Source organism: Mucilaginibacter flavus (genome assembly GCF_030409315.1).
GTDB classification, from domain to species: domain Bacteria; phylum Bacteroidota; class Bacteroidia; order Sphingobacteriales; family Sphingobacteriaceae; genus Mucilaginibacter; species Mucilaginibacter flavus.
In genome coordinates, this window is sequence record NZ_JAUFPS010000005.1 from 25837 (window position 1) to 39435 (window position 13599).

At 41.4% G+C, this 13599-nt stretch carries 12 protein-coding genes; 3 read left to right on the plus strand and 9 right to left on the minus strand.

Annotated elements, in window-relative coordinates; all coding sequences use genetic code 11:
• Positions 1–12: 12 nt before the first annotated feature.
• On the minus strand, positions 13–1308 hold the full coding sequence (eno, locus tag QWZ17_RS01010) for a phosphopyruvate hydratase (RefSeq protein WP_290302967.1): 1296 nt from the start codon (positions 1306–1308) through the stop codon (positions 13–15).
• 181 nt (positions 1309–1489) lie between these two features.
• Positions 1490–2212 carry a DUF2490 domain-containing protein gene (locus tag QWZ17_RS01015; RefSeq protein ID WP_290302968.1) on the minus strand — a complete coding sequence of 241 codons (723 nt, stop codon included), beginning with the start codon at positions 2210–2212 and terminating at the stop codon, positions 1490–1492.
• 145 nt (positions 2213–2357) lie between these two features.
• Between QWZ17_RS01015 and QWZ17_RS01020 the strand changes: the two genes are divergently transcribed.
• Positions 2358–3008, plus strand: coding sequence for a DUF4279 domain-containing protein (locus tag QWZ17_RS01020; RefSeq protein ID WP_290302969.1), 651 nt, complete (start codon positions 2358–2360; stop codon positions 3006–3008).
• Positions 3009–3010: 2 nt separating this feature from the next.
• On the opposite strand, the gene QWZ17_RS01025 is transcribed toward QWZ17_RS01020, so the two are convergent.
• The 4 genes from QWZ17_RS01025 to QWZ17_RS01040 all read right to left on the minus strand — a co-directional run bounded on the left by QWZ17_RS01025 (position 3011) and on the right by QWZ17_RS01040 (position 6999).
• Entirely contained in the window at positions 3011–4171 is a 1161-nt protein-coding gene (locus tag QWZ17_RS01025; RefSeq protein ID WP_290302970.1) for an MFS transporter, read from the minus strand.
• A 561-nt stretch (positions 4172–4732) separates the two neighbouring features.
• Complete coding sequence (locus tag QWZ17_RS01030; protein WP_290302971.1) at positions 4733–5848, minus strand: ABC transporter permease; 1116 nt, start codon at positions 5846–5848, stop codon at positions 4733–4735.
• 127 nt (positions 5849–5975) lie between these two features.
• Entirely contained in the window at positions 5976–6740 is a 765-nt protein-coding gene (locus tag QWZ17_RS01035; RefSeq protein ID WP_259087829.1) for an ABC transporter ATP-binding protein, read from the minus strand.
• 148 nt (positions 6741–6888) lie between these two features.
• Positions 6889–6999 carry an HVA1 family protein gene (locus QWZ17_RS01040; RefSeq protein ID WP_290302975.1) on the minus strand — a complete coding sequence of 37 codons (111 nt, stop codon included), beginning with the start codon at positions 6997–6999 and terminating at the stop codon, positions 6889–6891.
• Between the two features lie 414 nt (positions 7000–7413).
• On the opposite strand from QWZ17_RS01040, the gene QWZ17_RS01045 reads away from it, so the two are divergent.
• Complete coding sequence (locus QWZ17_RS01045; protein WP_290302976.1) at positions 7414–8988, plus strand: hypothetical protein; 1575 nt, start codon at positions 7414–7416, stop codon at positions 8986–8988.
• Positions 8989–9097: 109 nt separating this feature from the next.
• Here the strand turns inward: QWZ17_RS01045 and QWZ17_RS01050 are convergent, their stop codons facing one another.
• The 3 genes from QWZ17_RS01050 to QWZ17_RS01060 all read right to left on the minus strand — a co-directional run bounded on the left by QWZ17_RS01050 (position 9098) and on the right by QWZ17_RS01060 (position 11106).
• The gene (locus tag QWZ17_RS01050) at positions 9098–9424 is read right to left on the minus strand and encodes a DUF6686 family protein (RefSeq protein WP_290302977.1); all 327 of its coding nucleotides are present in this window, start codon (positions 9422–9424) and stop codon (positions 9098–9100) included.
• A gap of 89 nt (positions 9425–9513) precedes the next feature.
• Positions 9514–10440, minus strand: a complete 927-nt coding sequence (locus QWZ17_RS01055; RefSeq protein ID WP_290302979.1) for a DUF6607 family protein — start codon at positions 10438–10440, stop codon at positions 9514–9516.
• Between the two features lie 171 nt (positions 10441–10611).
• On the minus strand, positions 10612–11106 hold the full coding sequence (locus tag QWZ17_RS01060) for a helix-hairpin-helix domain-containing protein (protein WP_290302981.1): 495 nt from the start codon (positions 11104–11106) through the stop codon (positions 10612–10614).
• A 145-nt stretch (positions 11107–11251) separates the two neighbouring features.
• On the opposite strand from QWZ17_RS01060, the gene QWZ17_RS01065 reads away from it, so the two are divergent.
• Positions 11252–13495: a tetratricopeptide repeat-containing sensor histidine kinase gene (locus QWZ17_RS01065; RefSeq protein ID WP_290302982.1), complete on the plus strand. Its 2244-nt coding sequence runs from the start codon at positions 11252–11254 to the stop codon at positions 13493–13495.
• The last annotated feature ends 104 nt before the right edge of the window (positions 13496–13599 follow it).

The following is a 13599-nucleotide window of genomic DNA, read 5'->3' on the forward strand; positions in this document are numbered from 1 at the left end:
ATATGGTTCAGATTATTTTTTGTAGAATTTGAAATCCTTACCGATGAATTTTGCATTGCTGCCTAATTCTTCTTCAATACGTAATAACTGGTTATATTTAGCGATCCTGTCTGAACGTGAAGCCGAACCGGTTTTGATCTGGCCGCAATTTAATGCTACAGCTAAATCGGCAATGGTAGCGTCTTCAGTTTCGCCAGAACGGTGGCTCATTACAGATGTAAAGCCATTGGTCTGCGCTAAAGTTACCGCGTTGATAGTTTCAGTTAATGAACCAATCTGGTTAACTTTTACCAGGATTGAATTAGCAATACCTTCGCTAACACCACGTTGTAAACGTTTAGTGTTGGTTACAAACAAATCGTCACCTACTAATTGTACTTTACCGCCAATTTTGTCGGTTAAAATTTTCCAACCTTCCCAATCGTCTTCGGCCATACCGTCTTCGATAGAGATCACAGGGTATTTAGCAACTAATTCGGCAAGATAATCAGCCTGCTCGGCGCTGGTACGGATAGCACCTTTTTCGCCTTCAAATTTAGTATAATCGTATTTTCCGTCTTTGTAAAACTCAGATGCAGCGCAATCAAAAGCGATGAAGATATCTTCGCCTGGTTTGTAACCTGCTTTTTCAATAGCTTGTAAAATGGTTTCAACACCATCTTCGGTTCCTTCAAAAGTTGGTGCAAAACCGCCTTCGTCGCCAACGGCAGTTGATAAACCACGGTCGTGCAGAATTTTTTTCAGGTTATGGAATACTTCGGTACCCCAACGTAAAGCTTCAGAGAATGAAGGAGCGCCAACCGGCATGATCATAAATTCCTGGAAAGCGATAGGCGCATCAGAGTGTGAACCACCGTTAACGATGTTCATCATCGGGATAGGTAAAGTGTTTGCGTTTACACCACCAATGTAACGGTATAGCGGCTGACGGCTTTCTTGCGCTGCTGCTTTAGCTACTGCCAAAGACACACCCAAAATAGCGTTAGCACCTAATTTACCTTTGTTTTCGGTACCATCAAGTTCAATCATTAAAGCGTCGATTGAGTTTTGGTCAAAAACATCTACACCTTTCAATTCAGCAGCAATAACATCATTTACGTTGGCAACGGCCTTTAACACGCCTTTACCCAAATACTTTGATTTATCGTTATCACGAAGTTCAACAGCCTCATGCACACCGGTTGATGCACCTGAAGGTACTGCGGCACGACCAAAAGCGCCATTTTCAGTTAATACTTCTACTTCGATAGTAGGGTTACCGCGCGAATCTAAAATCTGGCGGGCGTGTACGTCAATTATTAAGCTCATTTCTTTATTGTCAGATATATGTAAATTGTAAACGGCGGCTAAGTTAACAGCAAAATCAAGAAATCACAATGGAAATTTGGTTTTTGTTATCATTATTGATGATTACAGGAAAAGCGTAACAACAATTTAACATGGAATTAAAATATTTTAATGCGATGGACTATACTTCAATTATGATGCACTAATCTGTTGTGGTAGGCAATTGCTCTTTTTGAACAGCGTTTTTACGATTGATGCGGTACATCAACATCAGCATGATATTGTTTTTGCCACTGCTTTGTGTTACCGTATAATTACGCTGATTAATCCAGCCGGCCTGCACTATCCATTTTTTATCAAACTGGTAACCCAAAGCTGCCGATACGCGGTTACGCTCAAAATTGGGTGCCTTGTTATTAAAAAACACCTCATCAAATAGCGACAGGAACCAGGTTTTAGCTACAATTTTAGTGTTGTTTAGCGGGATAAACATATTTAGCCTGTAACGAAAACGGTTACGATAATCGCCGTTTACCCAGCGTTGCTCTACCCGGTAGCGGTGCTCAAACTTAAGGCGATACAAAAACTGGTTAACCGTCATTTGCTCCCAAACACGAAACTCGTTGGTAAGCGGACCAGCGCTCAGATCGGCAAAATCATAAGTATGGTAAGTACCCGTACCAAGCAAAGCGATAAAATTTTTATCCAGATCATAGCTTACCCCGGCTTTCGCCTCATAATATTGAAATTGTGAAAAAGCGGTATTAGTGCGGATTTGCAGTTCCGAGTATCCGCCCCATTTATGGACACTATCGCCGGGCAACACCACGGTAGCTATACCCCATGTACCCAATTTTGAATCCTGGGCAAAAACAGCCGATGAGCCAATCACCAGCACAAACAAAATAAAGTAAAGTTTTTTCAAGTTAATTTAATGTTAAATAATTCGCAAATGTGCAATTAATTAACATTAAAACATCATACTGATTTAACAAAATGGTTAATGCGCAATCAAGTAATAACTAAACTATATTTGAACCATCAGATGCCTTATTAGATAACAAATATCCATGACAGACGAAGAAGTAGGCCTTTTAGTAAAAAATGAGTTTTCATTAAAAACACTTGGAACAACAGAGGCATACCTTGAAATTCACGAACCGATATACAGTAACGGGGAATTAAAAATTGACCGTATAGATAGAGAAGGCCGGCCAGATCTCATCATTGTGTACTTGCCTGTTAAAGGCGAATACTTCCATTTTGCAGTTTATATTGATACGGAAGAAAAGGCAATATTTAATGTTGGAACCGAATCAAGAAACATGGTTTATTTGAGGGCGACATCTGATACAATGGATTTGAACCAGTTATGCAAACTTTGCAGCCTTATCCCTACCAAAGTATGGAACAAAGGTGATTTAAAACCGAATAAAAAATCGGCATATGATTTTAGCGGTGCTTGGTTTGAACCCAATCCTGAACCTGATGCATTTGAAGATAAACTTAAAAAGCTGTTGCTATACTTGCAAAATGACAAACCCGGTGTTCGCGAATTAGTGTCCAAAGCCAATGCTTATGTACAGGTAATTATGGATTTCCATGCGGGAAACCAACTTTTAGGCAGCGCAGGAGTAAATTTAGAATGCGTTAAATTATTGGCGGACTTAAACCTGGAAATCAGTTTCGACATTACGGCCTGGGGCGAGTCTTTTAAATAAACTTACATCTTCCTCTTCCCTATCAACGCCACCAACCCTAACACCGGTCCAGCAGCCAGTAACATATAAATAAAACCCTCATTATCTGTCGTGCGTAAAGCATTGATCAACTGGATACTAACAATAGTAATAGCAAACCCAATGCAATTTATAATAGTAAGCGCCGTCCCTTTAAACTGCGGGGGAGCACTTTGGGCTACCAGGGTAGAAAACATGGGCGAATCGGCTATTACGGCCATACTCCATATAAAAAGGAAGGTAATAAATATTACTGCAGAATGATTGATCAATAACAGCGGAGATAACAGGCAACAGATACACGATACAGTTAAAGAGATCGTTGCCGTGCGTTTTGTACCGATATACTGAGATACCAAACCGCTAAAAACACAGGAGATACTACCGGTTACAATGATAAAAAATGAGAGCAAGGAAACGTTCAACTGCGTTCCCCAATGGTGATTATAGGCAGTTAACATTACCGGCACAAATACCCAAAAGGCATACAATTCCCACATGTGGCCAAAATAGCCGAAGGCGGCGGTACGAAATTCCCGGTCGCGAAAGCTTTGGAGAAACCCGTTCAGGTTTATTTTTTGGCCCGGCTTACGGTAAGGGCCATCGGGGACCATTAATACCATGGCGATACCGCCCGATACGGATAACACCGAAGTTGCATAAATAACATAATGCCACGGCAGGCCAGTTAGCATGCTTTTTAAAAAATGAGGGAACGCGGTACCGATAACTAAAGCGCCAACCAAAAACCCGAGAGACTTTCCCAGACCTTGCTGGTAATGATCGGCAGCTATTTTCATACCTACCGGGTAAATTCCCGCAAGGAAAAAACCGGTGATGAAGCGCAGCAGCATTAAGGTTAACGGTGTAATACTATTTAAACTTACACCCCAATTAACAGCCGCGGCAATAACAGCGCAAACAAAAAACACACGCGATGGCGAAAACCTATCGGCTATACTTAAAATAGCAAAAATGAGGGTACCGGTAATGAAACCCAATTGCACAGCGCTGGTTAAATAGGCCAGGTATGATGGCTCCAGGTGCAGCTGTTGGGCAATATCGCCCATCATGGCGTTCCCGGCAAACCAGAGCGACGTGCAAAAAAACTGGGAAAGTACAATTACAGGTAAAATGCGCTTCATGGGGTGGTGGGGTGTAATTTACCTTATAATGCTAATTAAAAGCGAAATCATCCTGGAATAAAATATCTATAACAGACTAAAAACTCCGTCATTGCGAGGCACGAAGCAATCTCTACACAGGCAAATCGACCTTGCTGAGTTCGCTCTGTATAGTCCGGAGATTGCTTCGTACCTACCCATGACGTTTAATACTTTAGACAAAGGTTGGCTTTGAACGCAGACGAAGACTCACCCGGCGAGGCTACGCCCGCCACCCTCCTCTCTTCACCTGCGGTGGAAAGAGGGGTTTGAACGCTGATTACTAAGTATAACTAAATAAAATATAAACTTTTCAAACCCCTCTTTCCGGCGAAGCCGAAGAGAGGGTGCCGCGCGTAGCGCTGGCGGGTGAGTCTTCGCCGCCAGGTGATCTACGTCATTTCCACTTTCAGAGTCCCCGGATTTTATACCTCGCAATGACGGATAGTTGTTGTTAGTTTGTCTTTCGAAATCCAATATTTTAAGACGCGCATTTATAGCCAATGTCTTAATTCTTTATTCTAACCTCTTGATTCTCTTCCCCTATTCCCATTTAAAAGTCTTCACCGCTACGGCATAAACTATTACCAGCCATATGAGCAGGATAAACAATTGATGGGTAACATCCCCCAAACCGGCACCTTCAAAGGCTACCAGGCGCATGGCGTTGTTAAGGTGTGTTAGCGGCAAGGCATTACTCACATATTGAAGCCATTTTGGAAATGCCGTAACCGAAAAGAACGTGCCCGAAAGTAAAAACTGGGGCATGGTAATGATGTTGGATAATGGCGGTACCGTGCCCTCGTTTTTAGCTATGCCCGATATGATAAAGCCAAAACCCATAAATATAATGAGTCCAAAAGCCGAAAGCACCAGCATGTTGAGTACCGTTGTAACGCCATGGATAAGTGTAAAACCAAACAGGTAATGGCCTACCAAAATGATAAACAAAGCGCCTAACAGCGAAAAAATCATCCTGGCCAGGGCCTCGCCCAAAACAATGCTATAACGTTTAACAGGTGTCGCAAAAAAGCGTTTGATCACCAGGGTTAAACGCAAACTCAGGAACACGAAAGCCGTACCAAAAACCCCACTGCTTAGTATTGAAAAACCCAATTGCCCGGGCAAAATAAAATCGATGTATTTATATGCGCGACCGGTCACCGTAGTTTCTGTTAAATGAACTGCCTCCGGTATTTTAAGTGGCGAATAAGATTGTATTTTAGCTAACTCGGCCGATTGCACGTAATAAAACATGTTATTCAAAATCGATTTCAGGATTTCGCCTTTACCGGATGCTTTGCTGTACTGTACATTAACCTGCAATGGCTGCATGGGTACAAGGGGTTTCAGATCAAGTATCGCGTCAAGTTGTCCTTTAGCAAGATTCTTGTTCATTTCCTCTGTCGACTGATCAGTAATCAGGTTAACCAACTTTCTTGACTTAAGCTGCTGATAAAACCTGCCGGCGGTATCACAGCCTTTAGCTACCCCAACATCAACAGAAACACCACCGCCACCGATATTGGCAAACACCACAATAAATATTAAAGGGAAAGCCAGTGTAAAAACCACCGCCGATGGACTGCGCAGTATGGCCCTGAAACTCGCTTTGGCTATGGCCAGGGTTGCTTTGGTGTTGCTGTAATTTTGGTTCATTAGTTAATTGGTTCAATAGTTCATTGGTCTTTTCTGGTTCGAGTATCGGCATGTAGTTGGTTACTTGGTTGCTGTATAATCTGCCTGTCTTTTTGTTGCTAACTGCAAACTCAAAACTGCAAACTGATCAACCTTCCCTCCACTCCTTACCGGTGAGGTTGATAAATACATCTTCCAGGTTGGCCAGTTTTACTTCTTTTTTGCGTTCAAAGCCGGATGCGACCAACTGATCAATAAAATGATCGGGGGTATCAATGCCTATGATGTGGCCGCCATCAACAAAGGCTACCCTATCGCAAAGCACTTCGGCTTCATCCATATAATGGGTGGTAATTACAACAGTGGTACCCTGGTCGCGAATTTCGCGAATCAAATCCCACAGGTTACGGCGGGCTTGCGGGTCGAGGCCGGTGGTTGGTTCATCTAAAAAGATGATCCTTGGGTTATTGATAAGGGTGGTTGCGATAGAAAAACGCTGTTTTTGTCCGCCCGATAGGTCTTTATATTTTGCTTTGGCTTTATCGGTTAGAGCAACCTTTTCAAGCATTTCCATGGGCGATTTATCAATGCCATATAAGCCGGAGAACAGTTCAATCAGTTCGGCAAGATTCAGGTTGGGGTAATAGCCTGCCGCCTGTAACTGTACACCTATGCGTTGTTTAATACTGTTTTTATCGGTTTCAATATTGAAGCCATCTACGGTGATCTCGCCGGATGTTTTTTCGCGCAGTGTTTCAATTACTTCAAGGGTGGTGGTTTTACCGGCACCGTTTGGGCCAAGCAAACCGAAGATCTCGCCCTCGTAAACTTCAAAACTGATACCCTTAACGGCGGCAAAGTCGCCGTAATTTTTTACCAGGTTTTTAACGGTGATAATAGGTTGTTTCGCCATTGCGTAAAAATGCATCAGATTAATGAAATATCAATGAATTATTTTTGCCTCACCCTGCCCTCTCCAAAGGAGAGGGTTCTGAAAATCATTCGATTTAAGTGTGATTTAATAATCCTGCAAATCAAAAGTCCTCTCCTTTGGAGAGGATTTAGGTGAGGCTATTTATGGTTTTGGTTACGGGTTCGTCGTGTTTTTTGGTGATCTTACCTTTAGCTTCCGATTTTCCCCAGTTCCAGCTTACATTATCTCCCTTTTTCATGGTGCTTATGTTTATAACAGCAACAGCGGGATTTATATATTGATTTATAAAATTCAATTTCCCTGTTTAAAGGCCGGGTGAGCCCTATTTTACCAGGTGACCGATAGAATGAATGATGGCCGCGGCATGTTCTGCGGCTTTCATTACTAAATGAGCAATCTGGATAGCGAGTAGCGTTTTCATGGTTGTTTGTGTTTTGTTGATTCAAAAATGCAAACTCACCAGCCTTTTAGCTATAACTATTAGGCGAAGCCGACCAAACTTCCGGTAAACGGCGGATTTTTACCGATGAATGAGGATAAAAATTAGTCAACGTCGGTAAAACAATTAGGAGTAAAAATAACCAGCCAGTCATTATACATGCGAATGGTTATTATTACTATTTTCAGCCCAATTTAATCCTTATCATAAAAGATGAAAAAAACTTTACTTGTATTATTCTCGGCTTTACTATGCACTATCGCCAACGCTCAATTTAAACCCATAGCCGAAGGTCCGGTTTTTAAAGAACCAGAAGAAGGCGAAGCCAAAATTTTACAACTGAAAAGCGGGGGTACCATGTTTTTTAGGGTAACCGAAAAAGATGGTATTGATTTAAGAATTTACGATACTCAACACCATGAAACAGTTGCCACAAATTTTAAACCTACTTACATTAAAGTAAAAAAGGCCCAGGTAAACGCGATTTTTGAAATTAACGGGAACGCGATTTTGATGATGAGCGAAGTTGATTCAAAAATCCCTACTTTATATCGCCTTATTTTGAATGGGAAAACGGGAACCATCGTAAGCGAAGAAAATATCGAAGAGTTAAATAAACGAAAATTTGGCGACGGAATTGCAACCACTTTTGGCGGCATAGCTACGCCATCGTTTTTTATTAAAAAAGATCCATACAGTGACAACTATGCTGTTGTACGTTTTAACTCTTTAGAATCAGACAGGAGCAAGCGAATTGAAATAATTAGCTACGATGGCAACAACAAGGAAACAAACAGAGCATTTTACACATCGCCAGAGGGAAAATATAAATATATAGCCTACCGCGATATGGTAATTTTGGGCGACAAAAAGGTGTGCGTGTTTGCATATGGCTACAACAAATCCAACGACTCTGAAAGTGAATTATTGATGGCTAATCTTGATAAAGGATCATCAGAAATTGATTTTACAAAATTAAACTTCCCGGATACGCTCGATCCCTTTTACTGTACGGCTAAGTTTAACCCTTCTATTAACTCTGTGTTATTGTTATCAATAGCCGAGGAAAAAAAGAAAAAAAATGATGGCTACATTCCTATCCTGACATTTATCAATCCGTATGAAAAAAAGATAAACCGCTCTGATATTATATCACCATCAAAAAGGATTGATCAATATTCAAAAAAAGGATTCAGAGGCTTGCCCCAAAATCTTTATATAAATGACGACGGCACATTTACCGTTGTATCTGAAGAATCATCAGTTGTTTGGGGCGGTAAGTATGGTACAGCGCCTATAAGTCGGTTAGGCGACATCGCCATTGTGAACTACAGCAAAACCGGCGAACCAATGAACGATTACCTTATCAGGAAAAGTCAAACTTTAAATAATGTTTATCTTGGCTTATTATACCTGGCATCCAAGGAAGGTACAACTCAATCTTTACAAAAAGGCACACAGTTTAAATCATTCGCCTATTTAGATGGAAAAGCTAAAAGTTATATTTTATTTAACGATACTGAACGCAACAGTGAAAAGCTGGAAAAAGGTAGTCTTGTTGATGTACAGGGGGTAAGTAATTGTGATGGTTTTTATTATCCGCTTACAGGGCCCAATGCGATATTGAAAAGAGAATATGTATTTGGCAACCCCGAGAAAAAAAGAGACCATGAATTAGGCCTTTTTTCGATATCACAGTATGACAGGCAAAATAATATTTATGTAACCCTGCAACTGTCAAAAGAAAGCGGTAAAAAAGGGGTAAAACTGATTTGGTTACAACCATAGCCCTTACCTTTCAGGAAAACAAAAAGGCGGCGAAATTCAACTTTCACCGCCTTTTTATTTTGACCGCATTTCAATCTACACATCTGAAATCCGCACATCTGCACATCTATTACACCTTCCCTTCCATCAAAAAATATATTTCCTGCATGTAAATGGCTTCGTCCATAGCGGCGTGAAAATCTTCCCATTCATCGGTGTTAAAGGTAAACTGTACATCATTTACCGGCGTGCGCATTACTACACGTTCCTGGCCGTCGGGAAAGGGAAAGCTATGGTCGTTAAAATCAAGTTCTACTGTAAAATCCCTGAATTGCACAAATTGCTCGGGCGAAAAACTCAGGATGAGGTTATTATTCCAGATAAAGATACAACGGCACTCCTGGCAACGGCTTATTACCGATGCTCCTACCTGGCTCAAAACTTTTGCGTCGCACATAGATATAAATAGATGATGATGTTATCAATTGGTGCCTGCCCTGCACTAAAGCTCATTACCGCATTTAGCGAAGAGCAGGACTTTATATTTTAAACTGTTTTTTCAACGTAATCTGCAATTACTTTACGGGCAGCTTCTTTGTTTTTAACGGCATCCCATTTGCCTTTTGCCGATTGATCGGCCAGGTCAAACAGGCGCTCATACAACAATTTGCCATCTACCTTGCCTTTTAATTTAAGGGTGCCGGGCTGGGCATAAACTTCGTCCCATACCTGTCTAACGGCTGTCCAGTATGGTTGCTGGGTTTTCCACCATTTTTGGGCATAGGCAAATTTGGCTTCGTCGGCTTTGGTAAATTCTTCGTAACCTTTTTCGCGTACTAACAGTTTGTCGCCATTGGCATCACGAATAATCTTTTGGTTATCCTGCTCAAACATCCAGCCTTTATCGGTTAAATAAATGCGGTTGCCGCGGCGCAGTACATTATAATCGCTGCGTTTAGTAAACTCGCGGCGTGGCAAGGGCGAATCGCATTCGCTATGCCATTCGTGCCTGCCGTCAACATGTACCCAGGTACCAATGCTTTTATAACGCGGACCATCATCAACCTGGAAAACCTTTTGTACCCAACGGCCTTTGGTATCTGTCGGGCTTAGTTTGGTTTTATTCCAGGCGCTGGCTTTATCAAAGCTTAATACGTTTGCTTCCTCATAAACCCAATCTTCTCGCCAGTGTTTAATTACCGAGGTATCGCCTATAACCAATATGTGCTGTATAACAATTTTTTTAGGTGATTCCTGTTCAACAACCGCCCATTCATAACCAGAGGCATGGTATTGAGCATGATTTTTATAGGCGGTATCGGGCGAAAAGGTTTCGCCATAATCAAAGGTTACTTTATAAAAACCTCCGAGGGAAAGTATCGCCTTGCGGTCCTGCTCCAGTTTTGATTGAGCCTTGGTTAACGTGGTTTGAAAAGCGACCAGCAATACTGCGAGGTAAAGAATTTTCTTCATTGTGCAAGAATATTTAAGTGTGATAGTAAATGAACAAGGGCAAAGTAAATCCTTATTTAGAATAAATCCAAATAAAAATAGTCTTTTTTTAGAAGAAGCAAGAATTAAGAGTCAAGAATCAAGACAGCTGCAATTAGAATAGATAAGATGTAGCAGATGATATAGGAGAGCCTATTGCTCTTCGTAGGCTTTCATTTTATTATACTGCGGTAAGTGGTACCAGGGCTTTGCCGGCCTATCGGCAGGGAAGCCGTGTTTTTCGCGGTAAGCTTTGCGCTCTGCTGTGAAATGCCACCAGCGCTTGCTATCGTCATGATGGGTGATGTAATGACTCAGTAAGCGATATGAATCTTCCACACAAGGATCGGCCCAGGCACCGCAATGCTTTTCATAGGCGTTAAATAGTTCGACCGGATCTTTGCCTTTCAATTGCGCCAACGAATAATATCCTTGCGAAATTAACTCTGTAGCGAAGTTGATACCAAGCGAGGGGATACTTTGAAATTCTATAAGGGCATTGACCTCTTTAGCCCGTTGCGGGGATGCATTTAACAGGCTTGCAATCTCGTCGGGGGCATAACCCGCAAGTTCACTTATTTTTATTTTTTGTGCTTTTAGCTTCGCTTTTTCGGTTAGGGTTAATTGTAGGTCGATATTCTTTTTCATCACATAATTTATAACTAAATTACACAAAAAAAGACAGCCCGTATTAACTGCAACAATTGTGGTACAATAAATTATTAATTAAAAATAAAGTAAACTTAACAAGCTATTACTTTCGTATAAAACACTTTAACTTGCTTAACCAATCTTGATCCCCCGTAAACATATCGTTATAAGTAATAACACATTTTCGAAATTTTTATCGATACTGTTTTTGCTATTTAACGGTTTGCAGGGCTTCGCCTTATCGCATCACGAAGTAGATAGCATTAAAAAACTACTGCCCGCGCCGGCCACCCTGCAACAAACCCCGGATACGGCAACCATTAATTCGCTCAATAAGCTGGCGGCAAATTTCTTTAAATCAAATCCGGACAGCGCTTATTATTACGGTCAAAAAAGTATCGACCTGTCCCGCAAAATTAAATACAAGGCCGGCATAGCAAACGGGTTGCTACAAACGGGCCACGTAAATTATTTTAAAGGGAACGCCGAAGCGGCCGGCAAAAACTTTGATGAAGCTATTTCCATATTTAAAGGTTTAAATGATGATAAAGGCCTTAGCAAAACCTATATCGCCTATAGCCGCATGTATAACCTTCTTGCCGAATACGCGCTGGCGCTTAACTACCTTGATAAGGCCCGCATCATATGCCTGCGCAATAATGATGAAGCTACCTTAACCGATTGTTATAAAAATATTGGCATCGTTTATTTTAGCAAGGGGCAGTTATCAAACGCCCTTGATTTTTACTACAAAGGGCTTTTCATAGCCCTTAAAAACGATTATACCACCACCTATGCCGAAATTTATAACGACATAGGTGTTGTACTGCAAAATATGGAGGTATACCCCAACGCGCTTGAGTATTTTAAAAAAGCAATTGTGGTGTTTGAGCGTACCAATAATAAACAAGCCGTTGCCACTATTAATGAAAACATTGGCGAAGTACTGTTAGCCCAAACAAAATACGATGAGGCAATTGGCTACCTCTTTAAATCATTAAAAACGGTAAAAAAGCAAGATGATAAAGATGGCTTAAGTTCGGTATATACAGATCTGGGCATTTGCTATGCACATAAAAACCAGTTAAAGCTGGCTATAGCCTACCTGGATACCTCTTTGCAAATAGCCGATAATTTTAAAATTGTGTACAACCAGGCATATGCTTTGAACGGGTATGCCACGGTTTATAACCTGATAAAAGATTATAGAAACGCCTACAAATACGCGCTGCAGGGAAAAGAACACGCCATTAAACTGGGTAATATTTCGGTACGGTCAAACTCGGCGCTGCAGCTTAATAAGGCTATGGCCGGCCTGGGGATGTTTGAGGATGCCAACAATATGCTCAATGAATACATTTATCTTAAAAATAAAATAAACGATAACGAGAGCATCCAAAAACTCACCTCCTATAATTATGAGCTTGGCTTTGCCGAAAAAAAACGCCAGCTGGTACAACAACAGCGGGAGCGCGATTTGATTTATCAGCAAAAAATAAAAAGTCAGCGGTTAATTAATACCATTTTCCTGGTTATCATTTTGGCCATGATTGTTACCGTGGGTATATATTACCGTCAGAAACGTAAGCAGCAGCTCATTAATGCTTTACTTGCCGATAGAAACCATGAGATACTGAAACAAAAAACCAATATTGACGACCAGGCCGAAAAGCTAAACGACCTGAACACTTTAAAAGACAGGCTCATATCCATACTGGCGCATGATTTGAGGGCGCCTTTAAGTACGCTGCGCGGATTGTTTGATTTATTGCAGGATGATAGTATAAGCCACCAGGAATTATTGGAGATGATTCCGAACGTGCTGAAAAAACTGGAATACACTTCCGATTTTTTGGATACACTGCTATTTTGGATCAACAGCCAGATGGAGAATTTCGATTCGTCGGTAAAAAAGTTTTCAATTAAAGAACTGGTACACCTGGAGATAGGCAGCTACCATGAGCAAGCCTCACTAAAAGGCATCACCCTAATAGACAATATTCCGGATGGCTTAATGGCCTGGGCCGATCCAAACTCTATTCGCATTGTGATCCGCAACCTGATTACCAATGCCCTAAAATTTTCTACTGTGGATGATACCGTTGAAATCTCGGCCTGGCAGGAAGAAGGGCAGCGCATAGTGGTGCAGGTTAAAGATACCGGTGTGGGCATGTCGCCCGATCTGCGTGATAAACTTTTTAAAGGTAAGGTAAACAGCAAAACCGGCACCAAAAATGAATCGGGTACGGGCATGGGCATGCTATTTTGCAAAGACCTGGTTGAACGCTGCCACGGCACCATATGGGTAACCAGCCAACCCGGTATCGGTACCGAATTTATGTTTACCATACCCGCGGTGGCACAAGGTGTGCCGGCGGTAATATAGCAACTGCTAACAAAAAAGCCTTTCAAGTTTAAAACTTAAAAGGCTTTTTTTATTTCGGATTTCGGATGTTCGATTTGGGATTTATTAATTCGATCTCTCAATTA

Excerpts from the sequence above, each read along its gene's own strand:
- eno (WP_290302967.1), bottom strand. The coding sequence starts at position 1,308 with ATGAGCTTAATAATTGACGTACACGCCCGCCAGATTTTAGATTCGCGC.
- QWZ17_RS01020 (WP_290302969.1), top strand. The coding sequence starts at position 2,358 with ATGACAGACGAAGAAGTAGGCCTTTTAGTAAAAAATGAGTTTTCATTA.
- QWZ17_RS01025 (WP_290302970.1), bottom strand. The coding sequence starts at position 4,171 with ATGAAGCGCATTTTACCTGTAATTGTACTTTCCCAGTTTTTTTGCACG.
- QWZ17_RS01030 (WP_290302971.1), bottom strand. The coding sequence starts at position 5,848 with ATGAACCAAAATTACAGCAACACCAAAGCAACCCTGGCCATAGCCAAA.
- QWZ17_RS01035 (WP_259087829.1), bottom strand. The coding sequence starts at position 6,740 with ATGGCGAAACAACCTATTATCACCGTTAAAAACCTGGTAAAAAATTAC.
- QWZ17_RS01040 (WP_290302975.1), bottom strand. The coding sequence starts at position 6,999 with ATGAAAAAGGGAGATAATGTAAGCTGGAACTGGGGAAAATCGGAAGCT.
- QWZ17_RS01045 (WP_290302976.1), top strand. The coding sequence starts at position 7,414 with ATGAAAAAAACTTTACTTGTATTATTCTCGGCTTTACTATGCACTATC.
- QWZ17_RS01050 (WP_290302977.1), bottom strand. The coding sequence starts at position 9,424 with ATGTGCGACGCAAAAGTTTTGAGCCAGGTAGGAGCATCGGTAATAAGC.
- QWZ17_RS01055 (WP_290302979.1), bottom strand. The coding sequence starts at position 10,440 with ATGAAGAAAATTCTTTACCTCGCAGTATTGCTGGTCGCTTTTCAAACC.
- QWZ17_RS01060 (WP_290302981.1), bottom strand. The coding sequence starts at position 11,106 with ATGAAAAAGAATATCGACCTACAATTAACCCTAACCGAAAAAGCGAAG.